This is a genomic window from Flavobacterium tistrianum, assembly GCF_003254545.1.
GTDB classification, from domain to species: Bacteria; Bacteroidota; Bacteroidia; order Flavobacteriales; family Flavobacteriaceae; genus Flavobacterium; species Flavobacterium tistrianum.
On sequence record NZ_QJRH01000073.1, the window covers coordinates 545,997 to 570,800 of the forward strand.

A 24,804-nucleotide genomic window follows, 5' to 3' on the forward strand; every position below is an offset into this window, starting at 1 on the left:
CTAATTTTAAATAAAAGCTTAAAAATAGTGAATCATGAAAAAGAAACAGACATTTCCCGAGCAAAAACAGAATCTTCCTGGCAATGAACACATGATGAATCCAGAACCTGAGATTATAAGAGAAAACTATGTTGGAAGCGGTAAATTATTAGGGAAAACAGCTTTTATTACAGGCGGAGACAGCGGTATCGGGCGAAGTGTTGCTGTACATTTTGCACGAGAAGGCGCGAATATTGCCATTGTTTATTTGAAAGAAGATAAAGATGCCCTCGAAACAAAAGCGTTGATAGAGAAAGAAGGTCAGCAATGCCTTTTAATAAGTGGCGATCTTAGAGATGAAAAGTTTTGCAAAAGTGCCATTAAAAAGTGTCACACCACTTTTAAAAGCCTTAATATCATTGTAAACAACGCAGCTACTCAATTTCCGCAAAGCGAATTAGAAAAAATAACTGTTACCCAGCTTCATAAAACTTTTGAAACCAATATTTATCCTTTCTTTTATATCACCAAAGCTGCACTTGCTTTTTTAAAAGAAGGCGATACTATTATCAATACAACTTCTGTAACGGCTTTCCGCGGAAGCGAACATTTAGCCGATTATGCTAGTACAAAAGGCGCGATTGTAAGTTTTACACGTTCGCTTTCGACAATGTTAGCCAAAAAGAAAATTCGTGTAAATGGTGTAGCTCCAGGACCAATATGGACGCCTTTGATTGTGGCCAGCTTCGATAAATTATCAGATTTCGGAAAAGATAATCCAATGGAAAGAGCCGGACAGCCATCTGAAGTAGCGCCTGCGTATGTGTTTTTGGCTTCTCAAGACAGCAGTTATATTACAGGGCAATTTATTCATATTAATGGCGGGGAAATGGTGGGTTGATTTTTTTAAAGGTTCAAAGTGGCAAAGTGACAAAGGCGCAAAGTTTTTTTCACTTTGAGAAACTTTGCGCCTTTGCGCCTTTGTAGCTTTGAAACTAAAAAAAGAAAAAATGAACTACATAGACATCATAGGCCTTTTTGCTGGAGCGTGTGTGACGATATCGACAATTCCGCAAATTCTGAAGGTTTGGAAAACCAAAAAAGTGAAGCAGATTTCGCTTAAAATGTTTGGCACGCTTACTTTCGGAATTGCAATCTGGGTAGTTTATGGTATTTTGAAAAACGATTTGCCCATAATTATCACAAACAGTATTTCTCTTATTTTAAATCTTATAATGGTTTATTTTATTCTTTATTTTGAAAAAGAATAAATTCTAAAAAGAAAAAAACAGCTCGGTCAAAGCTGTTTTTTTGAAAGTGAAGGATATAATAATGCTTACTAGCTAGCTAATTTTTGGTTGTAAGGTTCTAATTCTAATAATTTTCCTTTTAGTGTTCGTGCTTGCAAATTCCTTTTAAGATATAGAGCTGGTGCTATAATGTGCCCGAAACCTATATCTGATAGTTTCTTGATTTCACTCAAATGTTTAACAGCAAAGTTTAAAATTGGCACAAATGGCGTCAGATAATTATAACTATGCTGCGCTATCTCTAGTTCTAATATTTCTCGCAAAATGCTTTTCATTAACACATAACGAAGTGCTCCTTGGTTTGGAAGTATTTTAAGTTTCTGAAATTTCTCTTCGATTTTGTGATTTTTATCTCCTATGTAAATGTAATTTCCAGAATTGCTCGTAAATATTTTTTTTACTTGGGACACAAAATCAGTTTCTTGATTTTCGATTGTTGTTGGCATCCCGATTATTGAGAATTGAATCTGCTGATGACTTTGAAAATACAATACACTATTAATCGTAGAAGAATTACTCAAAATACCAGATTGTTGTTTTTTAAGACAATTAGTCGCGCCATTGGAACCAAAACTATGCAAAACACTTCCATTCTCGCAATACGCAAAAAATACAGGTGAAAATGGATTAGATTCGATGCTTAAACTAACCTCTTGATTGAAAGTTAAATCAAAACTTAAATATGACATCTCTTTTTCAAAACGAACGCCAGAAATACTCCCTTTTGCCCATTTTGATTTAATTGTCAATTTGTATTCATTGACATTCACTTTATTGACGTTCACTTTTAAGTTTCCGCCAAAACTTTCTTTTAAATTATTAAAAACAGCATCAAAGCTTCCAGTATTTATGTAAAGTTTTTTCATTATATGGTTGTTTTGGTTTAATGAATCTGTTAGTAGTTATTTACACACAAAAACTAACTTTGGTTTTTACTTCATTTCTATAATCCAAATTTCGGTCATATTGTCGGTCAAATCTTTATAGAATTTTGTAGAGATATTTCATAATTTTTATTTGGAGGGACAAAGGTGCAGAAGGTGCAAAGGGACAAAGGCTTTTCTTTATCTAAAGGTTCAGTCTCTTTTTGTCTAAAAGCTTAAGAGACAAAGATTATAAATCTTTGTCCCTCTGAGCCTCTGAACCTTTGCATCTTAAAAAAAAAAAGCAGCTGCCTCAAATAAATTTGAAACAACTGCTCATCAGCAAAATAAAAATACCAATCTATTTTTATTCTTTTAAGTCAATTCGTTTATATCTGCATTTTTAGAATAATTGGCTTTGGGTATATCTTTAAAAAATTCAGCTTCTTCCAAATCGGCCATTGGACCATAACCTAATAAATGTGTTCCTTTTCCGCCGTCTTTGGTTTCTATTATATATAAAATTGACATATCATCTGGATCGCTCATACCTTCATAGCGATGATGCGCCACAATAAAAACATCTTCTGGCTTGTACGCTACTTTGCTTTCCGAATCTATCAAATGGTCATTTTCGAATAAATAATTTACCGTATAACCTTCTTCCTGATATCTCTTTATATTGTCGGTTTCGTGTTTTGAATCTTCCCTTTTCATTGCTTTTATTTTTAACTGTTTATCAAATTTCCGTATAGAAACAAGATAAAATTAACTCAATTGATTTTAATGTTGCCTCATTCAAAAATGGGCTTTAAATGAATATTTATTTTTTATTAATTTTAACTAAGGCTAATTTGAAACACAGAAAAGCGTTTAAAAATCAGCTGATTATTAGACCAATAAACATAAACCTTAATGAGTAAAAACTATTCTTTTCTGGCAAATGGAGGAGAAATGGGACAACTTACCCGTGCTAAAGATTGGAGCAAAACGGCTGTTGGACCTATAGAATTATGGCCGCAGAGTCTGCGCACTACTTTAGGAATTCTTTTAAACTCCAAGTTCCCCATGTTCTTGTTTTGGGGACCAGATCATATATGCTTTTATAATGATGCTTATCGTCCAAGTTTAGGAAATGATGGCAAACATCCATCGATTCTAGGCGAAAAAGGCGCCGAATATTGGCCTGAAATCTGGGATTTCATAAAACCCTTAATTGATCAGGTTTTGGATAAAGGCGAAGCGACATGGCACGAAGACCAATTGCTGCCGATTTACAGAAATGGTAAAATGGAAGATGTTTACTGGACGTTTAGCTATAGTCCTGTAAATGATGAAAACGGAAAAACAAACGGTGTTCTCGTAATTTGCAATGAAACTACCAAGCAAGTCCTTATGCGCAAAAATCTTGAAGAAAGCGAAAGACGTTTTAGAAACACTGTAAAACAAATTCCGCTTGGCATCTGTATTTTAAAAGGGTCAGATTTCATTGCTGAAATGGCAAATACAACATATCTTAACATTGTAGACAAAGAAGAAATCGATATTTTAAACCAACCAATTTTTGATACATTTCCTGAAACTAAAGAAGCCGTTTATCCTTTACTGAAAAATGTCTTCGAAACTGGAATTCCTTATTCTCAAGATGAATTTGCTGTAACCTTAAACCGATACAACAAACAGGAATTGGCTTACTTCAATCTCGTTTTTTATCCTTTAAAAGAAGAAAATGATACGATTACAGGTGTCATAGTAGTGGCTTATGAAGTAACTGAAGAGGTTAAAGGAAGACATCTACTTACAGAAAATGAAATTGCTTTTCGCAATATTGTTATGGAATCTCCTATTGCAATGGCCATTTTTAGAGGAAAAGATTATGTAATCGAAATGGCTAATAAAGCCATGATGCATGATATTTGGCAGAAGGAAGAAAAAGATTTTATTGGCAAGCCTCTGCTAGAAGTGTTTCCAGAATTACTCAATCAAAAATATCCAGAATTATTGCATGAAGTGCTGGTAAATGGAAAGAAAATCAGCGAAAATGAAGCTGTTGCCTATGTTGATATTAAAGGAAAACTTAAAAAATTCTACCTTGATTACGAATATACAACGCTTTACGAAGAAAACGGAGAGGCGTCTGGAATTATGTGCACTGTTTATGACGTGACCTCTAAAGTTAAAGCTCGAAAAAAAGTAGAGACTACAGAAGAAAGAGCACGTTTGGCTGCAGAAATTGGAGAAATTGCTACTTGGGATTTAAATCTTCAAACCAAAAAATTAATTTATAGCGATAACATTCTTGATATCTTCGGATTTGAAAAAGGCACTAAAATAGTACATGAAGACGTTCGAAGCCGTATTCTTCCTAAAGACGAACATATTGTTAGAGAAGCTTTCGAAAAGGCTTTAAAGGAAGGCATTTACAAATATGAAGCCCGTATTTTAAAAGTCGACAATTCGATCGGATGGGTTAAAATGCATGGCAAAATCTTTTTTGATGAAAATAATATGCCTTCGAAAATGATTGGAACTTTGATGGATGTAACTGTAGAAAAAAATATGCAACAAGTTTTAGTAAAAAGCGAGCAAAAATTCAGACTCCTTGCCGATTCTATGCCTCAACTCATTTGGACTAGTGATACTTTGGGCAATCTAAATTATTTTAATGAAACCTTTTATAATTATTCGGGACTATTAAAAGAAGAAATTGAAAAAAATGGCTGGCTCCAGATTGTGCATCCTGACGATCGCGAAGAGAATGTAAAACTCTGGATGGAGTCTGTAAAAACGGGACACGATTTTCTTTTCATTCATCGTTTTAAACGCTATGATGGCGAATATAGATGGCAGCTCAGTCGTGCAATTGCGCAATTGGACGAATTTGGAAAAGTACAAATGTGGGTAGGAACTAGTACTGATATAGAAGAACAAAAGAACTTTACCAATCAGCTGGAAGAACAGATTATTGAACGTACAACACAGCTGGAACTCAAAAATAGAGATCTTGTTAATATGAATATCGAGTTGCAGTCGTTTGCTTATATTTCAAGCCATGACCTTCAGGAGCCTTTGCGAAAAATTCAGACTTTTGCCAGCCGATTGTCCGATTTGGACGAACAGAATATTTCGGCGAATGCTAAAACCTATTTAGCCAGAATTGAATTTTCAGCAAAGAAAATGCAAAATCTAATACAGGATTTGCTCACCTATTCTCGCGCCAATTCTGCCGATCGTGTCTTTACAACAGTTAAAATTGATGAAATTGCCGAAGAAGTTATAAGTGATTTTTCGGATCGAATTGAAGAAAAAAATGCCATTGTAGAATATCACGATTTAGGAGAAGCCACTCTGATACAATTTCAATTCAGACAGTTGCTTCACAATTTGATAGAAAATGCCTTAAAATTTTCGCGTCCGGGCATTCCTCCAAAAGTAAAAATATCGGTCACAAAAGTTGATGGAAAATTGATTCCGAATGCTGAATTTAAAGTGTACCATCATCTCCAAGTTTCGGACAATGGAATTGGTTTTGAACTTGTTTATAAAGAAAAAATATTTGAAGTTTTTCAGCGCTTAAACACCGAAAGCGAATATCGAGGAACAGGAATCGGTCTTGCTATTGTAAAAAAAATTGTAGAAAACCACAAAGGCTTTATAACTGTTTCGAGCGAAAAAGGAAAAGGTTCAGTCTTTAATATTTATATTCCAGATTTATCAGAAATTAATATTTAAATACAAAATTGGATTGGTTGGGAATAAATTTTTTCCAATCAATCTTCATTGCATGTTCTATTGCTTTTATAATATCACTCATTAAAACAGGCTTGGTAATAAAGCAGTTGGCTCCAAGCTTAAGACATCTCTCAATATTGCCTGGTTCGCTTGAAGTGGAATAAATTACGACAGGAATGTCTTTTTTATCATCAGAATTTCGAAGTTCTTCTAAAACATCAAATCCATTTTTTCCAGGCATATTTAAATCTAAGAAAACAACAGACGGAATTACAGATGAATCTGAAAGAGCGTTCAAAAAGTTTTGGCTCCCTGAATACGTTTGTAAATTGATATTGTGAGGTATCGATTCTACTGCATCAGCAAAAATACATAAATCATCTTCATCGTCATCGGTATAAAATATAGTAAAATCTGTCATGGTATTTTTAGGCTTAGAAATTTTAATACCACCAAATATAGTGCAATTTTATTTAACAAATTAATATAGGAGTTAATTTCTTACAAAACAACTAAATTGAAATCTCATAATTTAAAAGTTTAATTATATAATCTAAAAAAGTACAAAAAGAGCCAACTTTACTTTCGGCATTTTGAGAAATATTTTCTCGTATGCCAAATAATTAAATATAAAAGAACTTAAAAAAATATAACGTTATGGGCGATCATAAAGACCTTACAGATGAATTTGCAGTAGATAAAATAAAAGATCTTGCTGCGCATATTAAAACGTGTATGTTTTGTACATATAACGAATACAGAATACAATCTCGACCGATGTCTGTACAGAAAATTGATGATTTGGGAAATCTATGGTTTTTATCGGACAGAAACAGTGGTCAGAATGCAGAAATTACATTAAACCCGATGGTTGAAATTTTCTTTGCAGAACCTCATGATAAATTTTTAACCTTACATGGAACGGCAAGCGTTTCGTACGATCGAGAAACCATCGAAAAATTATGGGATCCAGTAGTAAAAATCTGGATGCCAGGAGGCATAGATGATCCTAATTTGAGTGTCATAAAATTTGTTCCCGAAGATGGGTATTATTGGAATAACAAAAACGGAAAAATGGTTGCCATTGCAAAAATGACGGCTGCTTTTATTACAGGAAAAACAATGGATGACGGAATTGAGGGAAGCTTGAAATTGTAGTTTTTTAACCGCATATTTTTTTTAACCGCAAAAGACGCAAAGGTTGCGCAAAGTTCGCAAGAAATATTCTTACTTGCTTTGCGTTAAATTTTTACTCTTTGCGGTTATTTTTTTTGCTGTTGAGTATAGTTTTGTTGCTCGCAGATTTTGCAGATCATGCAGACTTTTATACTGTTAAAAGATATACGCAGATTAAAAAAATCTATTTAAATCTGTAAAATCTGCGAGAGACAAAAATCAATCAGAACTCAATAATCTTTGCGGACTCTTTTTTGTGTCTGCATGAAGTATTCAGGATAAAAAAATCTTAGCGATCTCTGCGTTAAAAACCACACATAGAAAATATTAAACAGCCATTCTTTTCAATTCTAAAGCATTTAGAATACCAGCTTCGCTTGCTGTGTTATTGAAGTAAACAAATCCTTTTTTGGAACGAATCTGTTGATTTACCTTCTGCAATTCTTCTGTAGAATAACTAGAATAAAATAGTCTCGGAATACCGTGAAAACGCATATAAAGTATTGGAAAATCTTTGAAAATAGTTTGAGGAAGATTAGGATAACTCACGCTGCAAAACGTGATGCTGTTTTCTTTAAAAGCATTCCAAACCTCATCATTCCACCAACTTTCATGACGAAATTCGACTACATTTTTGAAATTGTAATTGAGAATTCCAATTATGGCGTCTAATTTTTTTCTGCTAAAGGCATAACTTGGCGGAAATTGAAACAAAATAGCGGCGAGTTTGTCCTTCATTCCCTCTTCGCAAACTTTATAAAATTCATTCAAACGGCTTTCGCAGTCTATCAGTTTTTTGATATGCGTAATTTCTTTTGGCACTTTGACCGAAAATAAAAAAGATTCTGGCGTTTTATTGTACCAATTTTGAAAAATACGAACCGTTGGAAATTTATAAAAACTGCCATTAAACTCATATGTGTCAAAATGCTGGCAATAAAATTCAAACCATTTCTTGGAAGGAAGATTTTGAGGATAAAAAATAGTCTTCCAAAAACTGTTGTAAAAGCTGGAGCAGCCTATTGTTACTTGGTTTTTCATATATATAATTGTTGGCAGTTAGTGCAGAAAAAACTTCTGCGTTTTCGTTGTCCCGTCTGTTTTTTCTGGAACGGAAGATTGCATCGTAAACACACGCTTTTGGTATACGCTTCCCAATGTTTTTTGAGTTCAAATTTCTTTTTCCAATATAAAAACTCAAAGCTGTAAGTGGAGCATTCGGCGATAAGCTGGCTGATGGTATGAGGCGGAATTTTCTCTACGATCGATTCTGGATGAACATAACAGCGGTACAAAACTTCATTTTTGATAATATTGCCTACCCCAGAGAAAATATCCTGATCGAGAATGACATCGCAGATCATTTGTTCTGGCATTTTATCCATGCTTGCCTGTGCCTTCTTCGGATTCCAATCTTCATTCATCACATCGACACTCCAATCGTAATGAGAATTGATATCGCCTTCTAAAATTTTGACCGAGCAGGTATAAAAATTAAGTTCGCCGTTTTCAAAAACTAAACTCAGTCTGGGTTTTGAAGCTTTACGTTCATTAATTCGATACGTTCCAAACATCAGCATGTGAATTTTTACTGTAAAAGAATCAAAACAAATTAAAAAATGTTTTCCCCAGGTTTTAAAAGCCAGAATGGTTTTATCCTGCAGGCGAGAAATATCAATGTGCGTATTTCCAGATACAGAAATTATTTTCTGTCCAGTAAATTGCTGCACTTCTTCTTTTAAAATTACTATAGACGGACCTTCGGGCATATACTGTGATTTTTATTTAACTAAAAAAGTGCAGTTTAAAAACTGCACTTTCAATTCATTCTTACTGCTTTATTCAATCTCAGCGGCTTCAAGATTGACTGCATTTACAGCGACTTCTGTGAGAGTTTTATCGGCTCCTTTTTCTTCATCTAGAGTTTGTTCTAGTAAAGTTGCGGCTTCTGTCAGGCCGAGCGTTTCCGCAAATTGTCTTAAAGTACCGTAAGTAGCAATTTCGTAATGCTCAATTTTCTGGCTTGCAGCAATAATTCCTGCATCGCGCACTACTCCAAGCTCAGTTTCTTCCAGCATTCCTTTGGCTTCTTCAATTAGACCTTCCATCGCATCGCATTTTTTTGCCGTTGCTTTTTTACCAATAATTTTAAATACTTCTTCTAAACGTGTAATCTGTTCCTCGGTTTCAGTCAAATGATTGTCGATTGCATCTTTCAATTCAACAGAAGAAGCATTTTTAACCATTACAGGCAAAGCTTTTGTCAGCGCTTTTTCTGCCCAATAAATGTCTTTTAGCGCTTCTTCAAATAATTCGGTCAATCCTGAAGCTGCGCTTGATTTTGGCTTAGTAACTCCTCTTGGCGTCGTTTCTTTTGCAGTCTGTTTTGTAGCAGATGTTTTTTTACTATCTGTAGTTTTCATGGCAATAGTTTTTATGATTAATATGATGGTAAAATTACTGCCTCATCTGCAAGAGAGGTTATAAGATTTTAAATTAAAATTCCATTCTAAACATCTGTTAATTATACAATTACACTTTACAATTCTATAAGATATTCCTTCATCTTCATACTAGCTTTGTAAGTATTAATCATAAAAACTAGATGTCATGAATACTATCAATAAAAAAAACAATGTAAATAGAGATGCAAAAGATCATTTCTCGAACGACCGAAACCTCAGCAAAGATCTTGACGCTGATATCAAAAAGCCCGACAATGACAATAGTGAAATTGCCGAAAGAGGTTATATGGTAAGAAACGGTTACAATCCGAACAGGCCAAATCCGGATCAGGAAGATTTTGTAAACGATGATGATTTGGATGATCTAAATGACGACTTTCATAACGATAAAGACCTTGAAGACAATAACGAAGATATTTATGAAGTCGAACTAGAAGATGATAATTATACCGAAGAAAATGACGAATTCGACAATCCTTCAGATCTCAGAGAAGACGAATATGATTTTAACGAAACTGAAGACGCTTTGGAAGACATTGATGATGAAGAAGATTACGAGGACGAGGACGAAGATGAGGACGAGGATGAGAATGATGACGATTATGTTGAAGAAGACATTGACGACGATGATAATGACTACATCGAAGACGATGTGCAGGAAGATAACGATGATGAGGGCTATCCAGAAAACGATCCTCGTCGATTTTAATATTTCTTAATCAGTAAATAAATAAAAAACCGTTCCGATGCATCGGAACGGTTTTTTTGAGTTTAAAATTTAACTACTTAATCTCCAATAATTTTCAATACTGGAATATCGTCCATTCGGGCTAAACGCTCGGCCAATCCGGCTCTGGCTTCATTAAGCTCTTGTTCAGCTTTTCCTAATTCTATGTACCATTTTTCTTTACCGATTGGAGATCTCTCCAGTTTTCGGACAATTTCATAAATTTCGCCCTCTGCTTCCATTACTTTTAGCCTTTTGTAATACGTAAGACTTTCGGTCATGTGAGCAAGCGCAATCATAGCAGTCAAAAACGGATGGTTATTGGTCACATTTACATCTTTTACCCTGCCATGCTCCAATTCTACTTTTAATGCGAAAGCAAATTCTTCCATATTAAAAGCTTCATGTTTACTTTTCGGATCCAGATAAGCCTTTATGGCATGCACATTATTCATTGTCGAAAGATCGACATCAGTCTGTTTTGTATCACTTAAATCCTTAAAAACCACATTTGCAAGTGCTCGTGCTTCTGCAGTTGTCGGGTCGTTTTCAGGATTTTCAAAATCACGAACCGACCAATCCCAATTTTCGGGATGCACAGGTTTTATATACTTTTCGCAAAAATCTGTCACATCGTTTTTAAGGCTTACCATTTCATCTTCTCTTTTAATGTAAACGTCTTGATAAGCACCACTTTTTGTTCCCATGACTTGCTTTTTTAATGAAACCACAAACGACACATTTACCAAATGAAATGTGCCGTTTTTGATTTGTTTGTATTTACTGATAGTTCTTCTATACTCTTGTTGATCTTCCGCTTATTAAAGAAATAACGAAAAGAACTAAAAATATAAAGAATAAAATTTTAGCTATACTAGCGGCTCCAGCGGCAATTCCACCGAAACCAAATATCCCCGCCACTATGGCAAGAATAATAAAAGTGACTGTCCAACGTAACATAATAATAGTTTTTTAGTTAATAATGATTTTGTTTGTATTTCAAAACTTTTAAGCTTTTGGAGAGATGCAGTAACTCTTTATGAACAAGGCGTTTCTAAATTGATTTCGTAATTCTGAATCAATTCAGAGAATGCACTTTCTGATTTTGTAAAATACTTTTTGGTGCTTCTGCTTTTTTTGGCCTTATCAAAATACTCCTGAATAGAACCATCTTCATAAGTCGAAATCAAAAGCGGATGAACGTAATAATCTTTGCATACTTTTCTGGTGTTTCCGAGCGCTTCTGCTGTAAGATCAAAAGCAGTTATGATATTTTGCTTAATTTCTTTTTCATCTGGAGTAACTCCAATTTCCATTAAACTTTCAAAGAAAATAATCGACGCTGCCCAAGTTCTAAAATCTTTCGCGCTGAAATATTCACCTGAAATATTGTGCAGATATTCATTTACAGCATGACTGTCTAAAACTTTTCTTTCGCCGTTTTTATCGTAATATTTAAAAACCTCATATCCTGGAATTTCTTCACATCGGCTTACCAATTTAACCAATTGTTTATTTCGGGTTGTGATCGTATGTTGTTTTCCTTTTTTTCCAATAAATTCAAATCGTAGCGAATTTCTATTGATATTAATATGGCGTTTTCTTAAAGTCGAAAGTCCGTACGATTTGTTATCTTTTGCGTATTTCTCATTTCCGATTCGAATATGCGTTTCTTCCATAAGTCTAATTACCAAAGCAGTTACCTTTTCTTTAGACCATTCTTTTTGTTCCAAATCAAGATCGACCTGTTTTCTTATTGCGGGAAGTTTAGCGCCAAATTCTGCAATTTTGTAAAACTTGGTTTGATTTCGAATCAAATTCCACTTTGGATGATAACGGTATTGCTTTCTATTTTTAAGATCGGTTCCTACAGCTTGCAAATGTCCATTTGTAACGTCTGTGATACGAACATTTTCCCAAGCTGGCGGAAGCACAAGACTATTAATGCGTTTGATTTCATGTTTGCTCTTTACATTCTTTCCGTTCTTTTTATAAACGAAATTCTCCCCTTCGCGGCAGCGTACAATAGTTAACTGATGATCATTAATATATTCTAAATCTAGTTTTTCAATTACTAGATGTGGCGCTTTAATCAGCCGATTCATTAAATTTTCTTTTCTCGCCGCATTCATGGTATTTAATTTTTTATCACAGAAATAGTTTTGTTTTAAACTTTAATTATTTCTCAAAGACTCTATCAGTTCTTTTTTATTCATATAAGATCTTCCTTTTATGCCTACTTTACTGGCTTGTTTTAGAAGCTCTTGTTTTGTCCATTCGTCATAAGGCTTTGCTTTTCCACCTTTTTTTCCTGCATCTGGCGTATTAGCAATACGAGCCGATTTTTCTTTGCTGTATCCTTTTTTTACCAATGCTTCATACTGCTCTTCATTCTTAATTCTTGGATCTGGCATGACTTTAATTTTATATGGTTAACATTTTGACATTTCATATGTCGAAATCTGTTATACCAAAATTCATCATTAAGTCAGTATTTTCTGTTATAGAATTTTTGCTGGAAATTTCATTTTTGTAGGATGGGAATTGTGAAAGTGGAAATGTAAATTTTTCTTTTTTGTGAAATGTGAAATGTGAAATGTTAGATGCAGAAATAAAAAAAGACTGCCTTTGTAGACAATCTTTTTTTAAGCCGAAGCAGGAAGTTTTTAAACAGTATAATTTTGGCAAATTAGGACGGAACTTCATTTATTCCGTCTTAACTTTTATATATGCATAAGATATTTTATCTGATCCATTGTTAAAAATATTAATTTCATTTATGCCTTCAATATTTTTCCATCTAATTAAATCTCTAGGATTATTAAAATCTGGTACAGAATATGGCAAGCCTAAAATCTCAATATTATCTTCAGAAAAGTCATATTGCGATAGGTCATTAATAGTTATCCAATCTGATTTTCCATCTATAAATATAATTTCAAATTTATCTTTTTGATAAAACGCTTTTTCACAGGGAATATTCTTGCATGGAGTACTACTCTCTGAAAACGGTTCAACTTTATCAGATTTACCAAGAATCTTATCGATTTCTTCCCTGTTTTTTCCAACAATTTTTTTAATATCAATAATGACTTCTTTTTTATTCTTAACCTGATTATCATTTTTTGAATTACATGAAAATAACAGCAAAACGATAATTAAAGGAAATATCTTCTTCATATTTTTAAAATTTAATAATGATTAAGAGCAAATATCAAACATATAGTTGTAAGAATTTTACGGAAATCCGTATTTAAATGTATTGACTATATAATCTACATCCAAATCCTATAACAATCTCTAAAAATCCTGTAAGTCATTCCTTTAACTTGTCTATAATTTTACATTATAACATTTAAACTATTAAAATCATGAAAAAGTTACTATTAGCCGGGAAAGCCATTTTAGGAGCAGGACTTATTATTATATTCCTTCAATCTTGTAAAAACGAAACCAAACAAGAAGATCCAAAAGAAGTAGCTGAAGATGCAAACGAAGCAAAATTTGATTCTATTGACAGTAAAGAAGATGATTCTGAATTTTTAGTAGATCAAGCCGAAATTAATTTAGCTGAAATCGAAATCGGTAAACTGGCGCAAACAAAAAGTACTAACGCCGAAGTGAAAAAGTTTGGTAAAATGCTTGTTGATGAGCATACAAAATCGGCTTCTGAAGTGAGTGCTTTAGCAAAAGCAAAAAACTTTACTCTTCCAAATTCTTTAACTGAAGAAGGACAAGATGAATACAATAAATTAAACGAAAAATCGGGTGTTGATTTTGATAAAAAATTCGCAGATATGATGATAGATGGTCATGAAAAAGCAATCAAAAAATTAGAGAAAGCCGCAAAAGATGCAAATGATCAAGAAGTAAGAACTTGGGCTTCAAACAATATTGCAGGTTTAACAGCTCATTTGGAACACGCTAAAATGCTGAAACAAAACCTAGACAAAAAGTAAAAAAATAATTGATTATTTTTTTAGATGCAAAGGCTCAAAGCTGCAAAGGTTTAAAAGGTTTCTTTTAAAAGAAAAAATCTTTACATTTTAAGTTTTTGTATATTTTACAAAACCCTCAAGAGTTGAATTGCTTGAGGGTTTTTCTTTTAGGTGCAAAGGTTCAAAGGTCTTTTCTGTGTCCCTTTGAACCTCTATCCCTTTGCAACTTTGAACCTTACTTCCCCGTTATCTTCTGCAGGTGTTCTGGGTATCTTGATCCTTCAATTGTAATTTTTGAAGCATTCTCAATTGCTGCAAGATCTTCTGACGATAATTTTAAATCTATTGCACCAAGATTTTCTTCTAAACGGTGCAATTTAGTCGTTCCTGGAATTGGTGCAATCCAAGGTTTTTGCGCCAAAATCCATGCAAGGGCTACTTGTGCGTTTGTTGCTCCTTTGTCCGCAGCAATTTTCGACAATAGATTTACTAGCGTCTGATTTGCTTTTCTTGCTTCTGGCGTAAAACGAGGCAATGTATTTCTAAAATCAGTACTGTCAAATTGCGTATTTTCATCGATTTTAGCAGTTAAGAAACCTCTTCCCAGCGGACTAAAAGGCACAAAACCGATTCCTAATTCTTCCAAAACGGGTAAAATTTCTTCTTCTGGATTTCGCCACCAAAGCGAGTATTCGCTCTGAAGTGCTGTAACAGGCTGCACAGCATGAGCACGACGAATGCTTTCTACACCAGCTTCTGAAAGTCCAAAATGTTTTACTTTTCCTTCCTGAATCAGATCTTTTATAGTTCCTGCAACATCTTCTATCGGCACATTCGGATCTACACGATGCTGATAATACAAATCGATTACATCGATGTTTAATCTTTTTAACGAACCTTCAATGCTTTCTCTAATCCATTCTGGACGACTGTCTAATCCTTTTTTAGTATCACCTTCCAAAAAGCCAAATTTTGTCGCAATTACAACTTTATCGCGAAAAGGCGCTAATGCCTCTCCCAATAGTTCTTCGTTTAAATAGGGTCCGTAACATTCTGCAGTATCAAAAAAAGTAATTCCTTTTTCATAAGCCGAACGTAACAAATTGATCATTTCCTTTTTATCAGGTGCCGGACCATAGGCAAAACTCATTCCCATGCAGCCAAGTCCCAATGCAGAGACTTCAAGACTGCTATTTCCTAGTTTACGTGTTTGCATTTTTTTCTTTTTTAGGTGCAAAGGTTCAGAGGGACATAGGTACAAAGGTTTTTCCTCTCTACCTCTTTTAAACACAAAGATTAGAAACCTTTGTTACTCTGAACCTTTGCCACTTTGAACCTTATTTAAGCGAAGCCATATCAATCACAAAACGATATTTAATATCTCCTTTTAATAATCTTTCGTAAGCATCGTTTACGTCATTTACGCCAATTAATTCGATGTCTGCCGTAATATTGTGTTCTGCACAGAAATAAAGCATTTCTTGAGTTTCTGCGATTCCACCGATTGCTGAACCAGCGAAGCTTCTTCTTCCTAAAATCAAACTGAAAGAAGTTACAGGAAGCGGATCCATTGGCGCGCCAACTAGTGTTAAAGTTCCGTCTACTTTTAATAAATTTAAGTAAGAATCGATACTGTGTTCTGCCGAAACGCAATCTAAAATAAAGTTTAAGCTTTTAGCATGTTTTGCCATTTGTTCAGGATCTGTAGACAAAACTACTTCGTCAGCTCCAAGTTCTTTTGCAGCATCAAATTTTGACGGAGATGTTGTAAAAACAACAACATGAGCCCCCATAGCTTTCGCTAATTTGATTCCCATATGTCCTAAACCTCCAATTCCAACAATACCCACTTTTTGGCCAGGTCCAACTTTCCAATGTTTTAACGGAGAATAAGTTGTAATTCCTGCGCACAATAAAGGCGCAACTCCAGCAAGATCCAATTTATCTGAAATGTGCAATACATAGTTTTCATCAACAACAATACTTTGAGAATATCCTCCAAAAGTATGTCCGCCTAAATGTTTGTCTGGTGAATTGAATGTTAGAATGCTCCCTTCATCACAATATTGCTCCAAATCATTTTTGCAATGATCACATTCTCTACAAGAATCAACCATACAGCCTACTCCTGCTAATTGACCAACTTTAAAGTTTTTTACGTGATCTCCAACTTTTACCACTCTACCCACAATTTCGTGTCCAGGAACAATTGGATACTTTGTTCCGTGCCACTCATTTCTAGCTGAGTGCAAATCAGAATGACAGATTCCACAATATAAAATTTCGATTTCTACGTCATGCGCTTGTACAGCTCTTCTTTTAATATCTAAGGTTTTTAATGGTGCTTCGGCAGCTTCGGTACCAAAGGCTTTAATGTTTTTTGTTTCCATAATTTATTTGTTGTTTTTTGTTTCAGGTTTCAGGTTTCAAGTTTCAAGTTATAGACCCTTGAAAAATTGCAATAAAGATCCAGCTGACTTGTCCTGATCTACAATTAGTTATATAAATTTCGATTATTTTTAGCTAATCAAAAAATATAATGTGTTATAAATCAGTAACCCGAGCGATAGCGAACAGGCGAAGCAAATCTGCGTAAAAAATCAGTCTCGATAATTTTAGAGAAAAATCTTAGTCCCGATAGCTATCGGGATAGCATCTCCGAACCTTAGCGTCTTAAAAAGAATAATACTCTTCGTCAGTAACACTATCCATCCATACTCCAGATCCTTTGTCTACTTCTGTGACAATGGTAATATGCGAATATTTGCTGTTTGGTGTTGCTCCGTACCAATGCTCTATTCCCGGTAAAACTGTGATTACTTTTCCTTTTTCGATTAGATTAATTTGTCCGCCTCTTTCTTGGTAATAGCCAATTCCATCTGTTACAATGATTAATTGCAGACTTGCATTACTGTGCCAGTTACTTCTCGCTCCAGGTTCAAAAGAAATATCTTTGATGACAGTATTTTCAGGATGAATCTCGCTTGTCTGCTTTTTATATGACACTTCGCCTGTCATATAAGTATTTGGAATTTTACCTTCTTCGGTTACGGCAGTGAAATGTGTCGACATAATTTCGTTGTTTTTAGATTAATAATTAATTTTAAAATTTTTATAAGCTTATTTGAATGAAATAATCAGTACATCGAATCTCTTCTAGAAGGAGATTTTGATTTTAATTACTACTTTAAAAAATTTATATTTTTTCTACTATCAAAATTTAAAACTAAATGCAAAGCGGAGCATGCTTTTGTGAAGTGTTATTTAGTCATTAAAAAAACTGATACAAAGATTCGTTGTTTATTTCAGGGCAAATGTAGTGCAATACTACAATGCCGAAATAACAATATTCAAACAAAAAATTAAGAAATTGAAACAATTTACATTCGAAGCGATTTCGGAACCGTTCCTGTAAGTCTTTTAAAATAATTATTGAAATAACTCGGATATTCAAATCCAAGTGAATACCCAATATCCGAAATACTCCAGTCTGTGTGCTGCAGTAAAGCTTTTGCTTCGTTGATTACTCTTTCTGTAATGTGCGCCGTTGTCGGTTTTCCCGTAACTTCTTTTACAGAACGATTTAAGTGATTCACATGCACCGAAAGGCTTTGCGCATAATCTTGAGGCGTTTTTAAAGCTAACGGCTGATCTTTGGTTTCTATTGGAAATTGTCTTTCTAATAATTCTAAAAACAAAGAAGTAATTCTCGAAGAAGCATTTTTATGTTTAAAAAAACTTTCCGAAGGCTGCATTTTCATTGACTCATGAATAATCAAATTAACGTAACTGCGCATCAAATCATCTTTGAAAGCATAATCGGTCTCGTATTCTTGAATCATTTTTTGGAATAACGAATCGATAAACACCTTTTGTTCAGTAGTTAACGTAAATATTGGTGTTCCTCCTATTTTAAACAAAGGCGATTCCTGCAAGGTTTCTGATCGGTCTTTAGTTTTAAAAAACTCTTCGGTAAAAACGCAGGCATAACCCTCAAATTTTTCAGAAATAGTTTCCCAAGAATATGGAATAATCGGATTTCCGAAAAACAGAATCGTCCCGTCGGTTTCTATTCCGCGGTCAGCATATTGAATGATGCTTTTACTGGTATTGATGCAGATTTTATAAAAGTCTCTTCGACTATAAACGGGAACTTTACTGTAATCTCCATTTATAGGATATACTTTAAACCCCTTCATTTTTAAATCTGAAGTAAAATCGCAATTCTGAGTTTCTGTCTGATTATTCATTTTGCAAAGTTATGAAAATCAAACAATATTTTTTTTTGTTATTTTTTTGTTTCAGGTTTAAAGTTTCAGGTTTGCGGGGTTAACCGCAAAAGCGCGAAGAATTACGATCCCGATAGCTATCAGGAGCTAAGTTTTTTTTAATTAAAGAAAATGCTCGCAAAGTCGCAGAGACGCAAAGTTATTTTTGAATTGCCTTCAGCTTTAGCTGGAGGTCTAAAAGAGACAAGCATAGAAAAGGCTTTAGCCAAACTATCCGCAGTTTGGCTAAAGCCTTTAAAAGCACCATTTTTTTCACATCCAGCTAAAGCTGGACGCAATTCATTTATAACTATTTTAAAAGAGACTTTGTGTCTTAGCGACTTTGCGAGCATATTTCTCACAGTTGCATAACTTGAAACCTGAAACTTGAAACTATTTTACAAATAAAATTCCTGTGCTTAATTCTTTCGCGGAAGCAGATAAAACCACTTCTCCTGCATTTTCATCTTTCTGAATAATGATTTGCGCATAACCATTAAAAAGTTTTCTTTTCCAAGGCTCTGCAGGAGTAATAACTTGAATGATTCCTGGATCGGTATTCATAACATCCCATTCTTTTATTTTTTGCAATGGCGTTGCTGCAATGTAGATTGTATTTTTACCTTCTTTTAAAATAGATGTATTCAAAATATATTTTTGCGAATCTTCTTTGCTTGGATCAATTTTATTTCCATTTATAAAAACTACTGTTTCAACTCCTATTTTTTTATAAAAGAAGCTCACTATGTTAGAAGCCGAATTGCTTTTTAAATCAAATTCACCTTTATAAATATACGATGGCGCTTGCTTTTTGTAATCGCGGTCTTTAAAAGCTTCTGTCCACTCATTTTCAGAATAATTCGGCAAATTCTGAGACAGAGTCGCATTTATCTCTTTCTTTTCCTTAAAATTATTTATAGCAACCAATGCAATGTCATCAATAAATTGATCGCTTTCTAACGAAGTTGGATCTCCGTTTCCTACTCCTAAAATTTTCCCTCCTTTTATAGAAAACGTAATTTCATCGTTTGCTGTCGGAATGTGTAAGCCATTTTTATCTGTAGTTTCAACCGTTACAACAGAAACATTTCCTTTTAAAACATTTTCCTTATCCAAAGACAATTTGATATTTTCTGCTTTTCCTGTAGTTTTTTGAATATCAGAAAGTACTTTTTTTCCATTTTTATATCCAACAGCTTCCAAAGTTCCAGGAACGTAATTTACCTTCCATTCTAAATGGCTGTTTTGCTCCATTTTCTTTTTGCCCAAACTCTTTTTATTTAGGAAAAGCTCCACTTCATCACAATTCGAATACGCCCAAACAGCTATTTCTTTTCCTTCCATTCCGCTCCAATTCCAATGTGGCAATAGATGCAGAACAGGTTCTTTACCCCACCACGATTTTAAATAAAAAACATTGTCTTTCGGGAAACCGCAGACATCCATCATCCCGAAATAAGAGGTTACAGACGGCCAGCCATACGGCGTTGGTTCGCCGCGATAATCGAAACCTGTCCAAATAAACATTCCTGCTAAATAAGGTCTGTCGGCGTAGAATTTCCAACCTTCTTCAATACTGTAAAAAGTCGGACGAGGTTTTTTATCGTAAGCACTTTGATAATGTTTGGCATCATCTGTAAAATAAATGCCACGAGTTGCAAACGTCGAACCTTCCTCAGTTCCCATTCCTGGCTGTTGTTTAAACTGATTTCTATGCGCATCGATATCTCCGTTTCCAAGATAATTATAGCCCATAATTTCTACAACAGAAGAAATCCCGCTTTTAAATCCGCTGCTGATTCCTACTGTTACAGGTCTTGTCGGGTCAATACTTTTGCTGAATTCCTGCATGATACTGGTAATTCTTTCACCAGTAATTCCACCCTCAATCTGCCATTCTTCATTTCCAACTGACCAGCAGAATATACTCGGATGATTGCGGTCACGCTCCATCATTCGTTGCAAATCATTCAAATGATAATCGTTAATTCCCATTAAACGAGTTTCGTCAATAACCAACATTCCCAATTCGTCACAAGCTTTCAATAATTCAGGAGTCGGTGGATGATGTGAACAACGATAAGCGTTAGCCCCCATTTCTTTCAGTTTTTTAATTCTATAATACTGAATTTCATCTGGAAGTGCTGTTCCAATTCCTGCGTGATCTTGATGATTGTTGGTTCCTTTCAGTTTTACATGTTTTCCGTTAAGGAAAAAACCATTTTCCGGATCAAATTTTATCGTTCTGATTCCGAACGAAGTTTCATAACTGTCAATTACTTTTCCTTCGCTTTTTATTTCTGTTATTAATTGATATAAATTCGGAGAATCAATATCCCACAAAAGTGGATTAGTGACATTTAATTTTGAAGTATAACTATTTGTTTTGTAGAAATCTGGAGCTAAAACATTTTCAGAATTTGACGCAACTTGTTTCCCCGCAGCGTCTAAAATAGTTTGGTATATCTCAACATTTCCTTTAAAATGACCTTTATTTTCCAATTTTACCTCTGCAGTAATTGAAGCATTATCATTCGAAATTTCTGAAGTTACATAAGTTCCGTTTTGCGCCACATGAAGCGGATTGGTTTTCTGCAAATAAACGTGCCTGTAAATTCCTGCGCCTTCATAAAACCAGCCTTCTTCCATCGAAGCGTCCACACGAACTACGATTGTATTTTCGCCACCATAATTTACATAAGCCGTTACATCATATTCAAAACCATTATAACCGCTTTCTTCAGTTCCTAAATAAAATCCGTTAAAAAATACTTTTGAGTTTCTAAAAACACCATCAAATTTCAAAGAAATAATTTTTCCTAAATCATCATTCGAAATATTAATCTTTTTTCTGTACCAACCAATGCTTTTCTCTGGAAAGTTTTTTCCTGCTGCTTTAAATCCGTGGCTGAAACTTGCGCTTTCGCTAAAAGGCTGTTCTACTGCCCAATCGTGAGGAAGATCCAATTTTCTCCATGCACGATCATCAAATCCTGAAGCTGCTGGTCCGTCACCAAATCCGGTTTTAGTTAAATAGGAAAAATAGCCTTCTGCATGACCAAAATCTTTTTTTGTATCGTATAAATGTCCGAATGAAAACCGCCAGTCTTTATCAATTAAAATAAGTTCTCTTTTTGATTTGTTTTGTGCAAAAGCAGGAATTGAACATAGAATTAAAAGACCAAAAAATGTTCTTAAGAGGAAATTGGTTTTCATAGGTTTGGTTGTTAGTAAATCAAATAGCGATAAAAATAAAGCTTTTAGAAAAGAAACATTAATAGTATTTTATCAAAATATGATAACTCATTCATAACAAATGCTTCTAGAATGGGCTTTCTAAATTTAGAATGAATCTAATGGCTTCAGATTCAAAAATGATTTTCTTTTGATGTAATTTTATATTAAAATCATAAAAAAGCAATTACCACTATGAGTACTATTATTAACGAAAATAGACTCCAGACAACTTTTAAAAACCTCGATCATAAGATTAGCAAGCTTAATGATCAGAAGATTGTCGCTTTTTTTGAATCTTTAGGATTATTGGAAAGAATAGATGTTCCGAAAGACTTTTTGAACTGGGAAAATATACTAATTGTTGTTCCTAATCGACATGTCTCTCATGAACTGAAATACTATAAATACACGATTTCACGAATTTCATTCTTAACGAATCCTTACGCAGATCAGATTCATATTTTTGATCTCAAAGATTGGAAAAGCGCTTCGCAAAATAAAACACAGTTTCAGATTAGAGAAATGCTGAAAACGAGTTTTGGAGGTGTAAAAAAAGTGATTAAAGAGTCTTAAGAAAAGAATTAAAAATCTGGAATTAAAAATTAAAAGTCTGGCTGTTAGCTGGGCTTTTGTTTTTTAACCGCAAAGAGCGCAAAGGTTTACGCTAAGCACGCTACATTTTTAAAGAATCTCGCAAAGTCGCAGAGTCGCTAAGAATAATAAACTTTGCGACTTTGCGAGAGTTTTATTTTTCAAGTAAAAAACTTTGCGAACCTTGCGTAATTCTTAGCTCTCTTTGCGGTTAACGAAAACTATTGCACTTCTAAAAGCTCTTTAATTTTTGCTTCTAAAGCCTGTCCGTGAATATTTTTTGCTAAAATGATTCCGTTTTTATCAATTAAAAAGTTTAACGGAATAGATTGAAGCATATAATCTCCTATAACTGGAGACTGCCAGTATTTCAAATCACTAACATTTGTCCAAGGCAATTTTGCTTTTGCAATTGCGCCTGTCCATAATGGCTTTTTAGTATCCATAGAAACTCCGTAGATTGATAATTTATCAGGATAAGCATTGTGCAGTTTTAGTAATAATGGCTGTTCTTTAATGCATGGTCCGCACCATGAAGCCCAAAAATCGACTAAAGTCAATGAACCTCTTAGAGAAGAAAGCGCTACTTTTTCTCCTTTTGTATCTGGAAGATCAATTTCTGGAGCAATATCTCCAACATCTACACCTACAACTTGAGCTTTAGAATTGGTTATTACACAGCATAAGAATGCTACGATAAGTAAAGTTTTTTTCATAATAGATTAAGTTTTGTTTATTCGGGGATTATTTTAATCTCATAAAGTTGCTGAGTTTTTATTACCATAAATTATTGATACTATTTGTCATTTCGACGAAGGAGAAATCTCCACGAGAAGCTCGACAAAGATTGGACATTCGTTGCGGAGTTACTTGCGGAGATTTCTCCTTCGTCGAAATGACATAAAATGAGTGTAAAAACTGCGTATCTCAACGAGATTATAAAAAAACAAATATAAATTTTCTTTATTAAATTCCTCTCCATTTCATCATCCCTATCATAAAATTATCCTAAATATTTTTCTTCAAATCCATATATCGGGAAAAGTCGATATATTTGCACCATGGAAACGATAGAAATTTTTAAAGCATTATCTAATAAGTCCCGACTGCAAATGTTGGAATGGCTAAAAGAACCAGAAATTAACTTTCCCGGTCAGCTAGAACATGCCGGATTTGAGCATGGAGTCTGCGTTGGGCAGATTCAAGCCAAAGCTGGTTTGACACAATCTACAGTATCTGAATACTTGTCTATTTTACAGCGCGCTGGTTTTATCGAAGCGAAACGCGTTGGACAATGGACTTATTATAAACGCAACGAAGGTGCCTTTGAAGCACTTAGTAAATTAATTCAATCAAATTTGTAAAATTACTATGAGTACAAACAACCTCTTTTCTGAATTTAACTTAAAGTCGTTAAATCTGAAAAACCGAATCGTAATGGCGCCAATGACGCGCTCTTTTTCTCCTAACGGAGTTCCAACTGATGAAGTCGCAGCTTACTACCAAAAAAGAGCTGAAGGCGAAGTTGGATTAATTCTATCTGAAGGAACTGTTATTGACAGAAAATCTTCTTCTAATGATGCGAATGTTCCTCATTTTTATGGCGATTTAGCTTTAAATGGCTGGAAAAAAGTTATTGATGAAGTTCATGCTGCAGGCGGAAAAATGGGACCGCAAATCTGGCATATGGGAATTATGGACAACCATCATTCTGGATGGGTTCCGCCAGTTCCGTTTGAAGGTCCGTCCGGATTAAACCGTCCTGATTTTAGAAATGGCGTTGCTATGACTGAAAAAGATATTGAAGATACTATTCTTGCTTTTGGAAAAGCTGCCGCAGATGCTAAAAAATTAGGATTTGATACTGTTGAAATTCACGGCGCACACGGCTATTTAATTGATCAGTTCTTTAGAGCTGAAACTAACTTGCGTGATGATATTTATGGCGGAAAAACTTTACCAGAACGTAACCGATTTGCAATTGAAGTCATTAAGGAAGTGAGAAGACAAGTTGGTGATGATTTTGCTGTTATCATGCGATTCTCTCAATTTAAACCTTCTGATTACAATTATAAATTGGCTAAAAATCCACAGGAATTAGAAGCTTGGCTTACTCCTCTTGTTGATGCTGGTGTTGATATTATTCACGCTTCGCAACGTCGTTTCTGGGAACCAGAATTTGAAGGCTCTGATTTAAACTTTGCTGGATGGGCTAAGAAAGTAACTGGCGTTCCTACTATTACCGTGGGTTCTGTTGGTCTTTCAGGCGATTTTTTTGGTGCCTTTGCTGGAGAAAGCTCTCAACCAACTTCTTTAGAAGAATTAAACAGACGTTTCGATAGAGGCGATTTTGATTTAGTTGCTGTCGGGAGACCTCTTCTTTCTGATCCAAATTGGGTGGCTAAAATCAAAGCAGGAAAAACTGATGAATTAAAAGGTTTCAGTAAAGAAGCTTTGGGACAATTGGTTTTAGAATAAGTTTTTTTTAAGGTTCAAAGGGACAAAGGAACAAAGCTAC

Annotated in this window: 26 protein-coding genes; 9 read left to right on the forward strand and 17 right to left on the reverse strand. The window is 34.4% G+C overall.

Annotated elements, in window-relative coordinates:
- The first annotated feature begins 34 nt into the window (after positions 1-34).
- Both DMB71_RS21330 and DMB71_RS21335 read left to right on the forward strand, forming a co-directional pair.
- Positions 35-880 carry an SDR family oxidoreductase gene (locus tag DMB71_RS21330; protein WP_111369629.1) on the forward strand — a complete coding sequence of 282 codons (846 nt, stop codon included), beginning with the start codon at positions 35-37 and terminating at the stop codon, positions 878-880.
- Between the two features lie 109 nt (positions 881-989).
- On the forward strand, positions 990-1,250 hold the full coding sequence (locus DMB71_RS21335; protein WP_111369762.1) for a SemiSWEET family sugar transporter: 261 nt from the start codon (positions 990-992) through the stop codon (positions 1,248-1,250).
- Between the two features lie 68 nt (positions 1,251-1,318).
- Here the strand turns inward: DMB71_RS21335 and DMB71_RS21340 are convergent, their stop codons facing one another.
- The gene (locus DMB71_RS21340) at positions 1,319-2,155 is read right to left on the reverse strand and encodes a hypothetical protein (RefSeq protein WP_111369630.1); all 837 of its coding nucleotides are present in this window, start codon (positions 2,153-2,155) and stop codon (positions 1,319-1,321) included.
- Between the two features lie 372 nt (positions 2,156-2,527).
- Positions 2,528-2,869, reverse strand: a complete 342-nt coding sequence (locus tag DMB71_RS21345; protein WP_111290385.1) for a hypothetical protein — start codon at positions 2,867-2,869, stop codon at positions 2,528-2,530.
- Between the two features lie 198 nt (positions 2,870-3,067).
- On the opposite strand from DMB71_RS21345, the gene DMB71_RS21350 reads away from it, so the two are divergent.
- Positions 3,068-5,884, forward strand: coding sequence for a PAS domain-containing protein (locus DMB71_RS21350; RefSeq protein WP_111369631.1), 2,817 nt, complete (start codon positions 3,068-3,070; stop codon positions 5,882-5,884).
- Here DMB71_RS21350 and DMB71_RS21355 read toward each other — a convergent pair.
- The gene (locus DMB71_RS21355) at positions 5,874-6,305 is read right to left on the reverse strand and encodes a response regulator (protein WP_111369632.1); all 432 of its coding nucleotides are present in this window, start codon (positions 6,303-6,305) and stop codon (positions 5,874-5,876) included. The genes DMB71_RS21350 and DMB71_RS21355 overlap by 11 nt on opposite strands.
- Positions 6,306-6,541: 236 nt before the next feature.
- Here DMB71_RS21355 and DMB71_RS21360 point away from each other — a divergent pair, with 236 nt between their 5' ends.
- Positions 6,542-7,042, forward strand: coding sequence for a pyridoxamine 5'-phosphate oxidase family protein (locus DMB71_RS21360; protein WP_111369633.1), 501 nt, complete (start codon positions 6,542-6,544; stop codon positions 7,040-7,042).
- 345 nt (positions 7,043-7,387) lie between these two features.
- On the opposite strand, the gene DMB71_RS21365 is transcribed toward DMB71_RS21360, so the two are convergent.
- From DMB71_RS21365 to DMB71_RS21375, 3 genes are all read right to left on the reverse strand, one after another.
- On the reverse strand, positions 7,388-8,101 hold the full coding sequence (locus DMB71_RS21365; protein WP_111369634.1) for a DUF72 domain-containing protein: 714 nt from the start codon (positions 8,099-8,101) through the stop codon (positions 7,388-7,390).
- Positions 8,098-8,829 carry a DNA-formamidopyrimidine glycosylase family protein gene (locus DMB71_RS21370; protein ID WP_111369635.1) on the reverse strand — a complete coding sequence of 244 codons (732 nt, stop codon included), beginning with the start codon at positions 8,827-8,829 and terminating at the stop codon, positions 8,098-8,100. The genes DMB71_RS21365 and DMB71_RS21370 overlap by 4 nt, the downstream gene beginning before the upstream one ends.
- Before the next feature lie 69 nt (positions 8,830-8,898).
- Positions 8,899-9,483: a YciE/YciF ferroxidase family protein gene (locus DMB71_RS21375; protein ID WP_111369636.1), complete on the reverse strand. Its 585-nt coding sequence runs from the start codon at positions 9,481-9,483 to the stop codon at positions 8,899-8,901.
- A gap of 187 nt (positions 9,484-9,670) precedes the next feature.
- Between DMB71_RS21375 and DMB71_RS21380 the strand changes: the two genes are divergently transcribed.
- A complete protein-coding gene (locus DMB71_RS21380; RefSeq protein WP_111369637.1) occupies positions 9,671-10,234 on the forward strand; it encodes a hypothetical protein in 564 nt (187 codons plus the stop codon).
- A gap of 77 nt (positions 10,235-10,311) precedes the next feature.
- Here DMB71_RS21380 and DMB71_RS21385 read toward each other — a convergent pair whose 3' ends face one another.
- The 5 genes from DMB71_RS21385 to DMB71_RS21410 form a co-directional block, all read right to left on the reverse strand.
- The gene (locus DMB71_RS21385) at positions 10,312-10,959 is read right to left on the reverse strand and encodes a DUF5661 family protein (RefSeq protein ID WP_111369638.1); all 648 of its coding nucleotides are present in this window, start codon (positions 10,957-10,959) and stop codon (positions 10,312-10,314) included.
- Between the two features lie 88 nt (positions 10,960-11,047).
- Positions 11,048-11,212, reverse strand: a complete 165-nt coding sequence (locus tag DMB71_RS21390; RefSeq protein WP_008463190.1) for a DUF1328 domain-containing protein — start codon at positions 11,210-11,212, stop codon at positions 11,048-11,050.
- A 77-nt stretch (positions 11,213-11,289) separates the two neighbouring features.
- Positions 11,290-12,384, reverse strand: a complete 1,095-nt coding sequence (locus DMB71_RS21395; RefSeq protein WP_111369639.1) for a DNA topoisomerase IB — start codon at positions 12,382-12,384, stop codon at positions 11,290-11,292.
- Between the two features lie 42 nt (positions 12,385-12,426).
- Positions 12,427-12,666, reverse strand: coding sequence for a DUF7218 family protein (locus DMB71_RS21400; RefSeq protein WP_111369640.1), 240 nt, complete (start codon positions 12,664-12,666; stop codon positions 12,427-12,429).
- A 292-nt stretch (positions 12,667-12,958) separates the two neighbouring features.
- Positions 12,959-13,432, reverse strand: a complete 474-nt coding sequence (locus DMB71_RS21410) for a hypothetical protein (RefSeq protein ID WP_111369642.1) — start codon at positions 13,430-13,432, stop codon at positions 12,959-12,961.
- Positions 13,433-13,623: 191 nt separating this feature from the next.
- Between DMB71_RS21410 and DMB71_RS21415 the strand changes: the two genes are divergently transcribed.
- Positions 13,624-14,211 (forward strand): DUF4142 domain-containing protein, encoded by a 588-nt coding sequence (locus DMB71_RS21415; protein WP_111369643.1) that lies wholly within the window; start codon positions 13,624-13,626, stop codon positions 14,209-14,211.
- A gap of 214 nt (positions 14,212-14,425) precedes the next feature.
- Here the strand turns inward: DMB71_RS21415 and DMB71_RS21420 are convergent, their stop codons facing one another.
- From DMB71_RS21420 to galA, 5 genes are all read right to left on the reverse strand, one after another.
- Positions 14,426-15,406 (reverse strand): aldo/keto reductase, encoded by a 981-nt coding sequence (locus DMB71_RS21420; RefSeq protein WP_111369644.1) that lies wholly within the window; start codon positions 15,404-15,406, stop codon positions 14,426-14,428.
- A 121-nt stretch (positions 15,407-15,527) separates the two neighbouring features.
- Positions 15,528-16,580: an NAD(P)-dependent alcohol dehydrogenase gene (locus tag DMB71_RS21425; protein WP_111369645.1), complete on the reverse strand. Its 1,053-nt coding sequence runs from the start codon at positions 16,578-16,580 to the stop codon at positions 15,528-15,530.
- A gap of 283 nt (positions 16,581-16,863) precedes the next feature.
- On the reverse strand, positions 16,864-17,262 hold the full coding sequence (locus DMB71_RS21430) for a cupin domain-containing protein (protein ID WP_111369646.1): 399 nt from the start codon (positions 17,260-17,262) through the stop codon (positions 16,864-16,866).
- 308 nt (positions 17,263-17,570) lie between these two features.
- Complete coding sequence (locus DMB71_RS21435) at positions 17,571-18,440, reverse strand: helix-turn-helix domain-containing protein (RefSeq protein WP_111369647.1); 870 nt, start codon at positions 18,438-18,440, stop codon at positions 17,571-17,573.
- A gap of 411 nt (positions 18,441-18,851) precedes the next feature.
- Positions 18,852-21,674 (reverse strand): beta-galactosidase GalA, encoded by a 2,823-nt coding sequence (gene galA, locus DMB71_RS21445; protein ID WP_111369649.1) that lies wholly within the window; start codon positions 21,672-21,674, stop codon positions 18,852-18,854.
- 213 nt (positions 21,675-21,887) lie between these two features.
- On the opposite strand from galA, the gene DMB71_RS21450 reads away from it, so the two are divergent.
- Positions 21,888-22,268, forward strand: a complete 381-nt coding sequence (locus tag DMB71_RS21450) for a hypothetical protein (protein WP_111369650.1) — start codon at positions 21,888-21,890, stop codon at positions 22,266-22,268.
- A gap of 239 nt (positions 22,269-22,507) precedes the next feature.
- Here DMB71_RS21450 and DMB71_RS21455 read toward each other — a convergent pair whose 3' ends face one another.
- Positions 22,508-23,002 carry a TlpA family protein disulfide reductase gene (locus DMB71_RS21455; protein WP_111369651.1) on the reverse strand — a complete coding sequence of 165 codons (495 nt, stop codon included), beginning with the start codon at positions 23,000-23,002 and terminating at the stop codon, positions 22,508-22,510.
- 345 nt (positions 23,003-23,347) lie between these two features.
- Here DMB71_RS21455 and DMB71_RS21460 point away from each other — a divergent pair, with 345 nt between their 5' ends.
- Positions 23,348-23,650, forward strand: coding sequence for an ArsR/SmtB family transcription factor (locus DMB71_RS21460; protein ID WP_091496855.1), 303 nt, complete (start codon positions 23,348-23,350; stop codon positions 23,648-23,650).
- A gap of 7 nt (positions 23,651-23,657) precedes the next feature.
- Entirely contained in the window at positions 23,658-24,764 is a 1,107-nt protein-coding gene (locus tag DMB71_RS21465) for an NADH:flavin oxidoreductase (RefSeq protein WP_111369652.1), read from the forward strand.
- Positions 24,765-24,804: the final 40 nt, after the last annotated feature.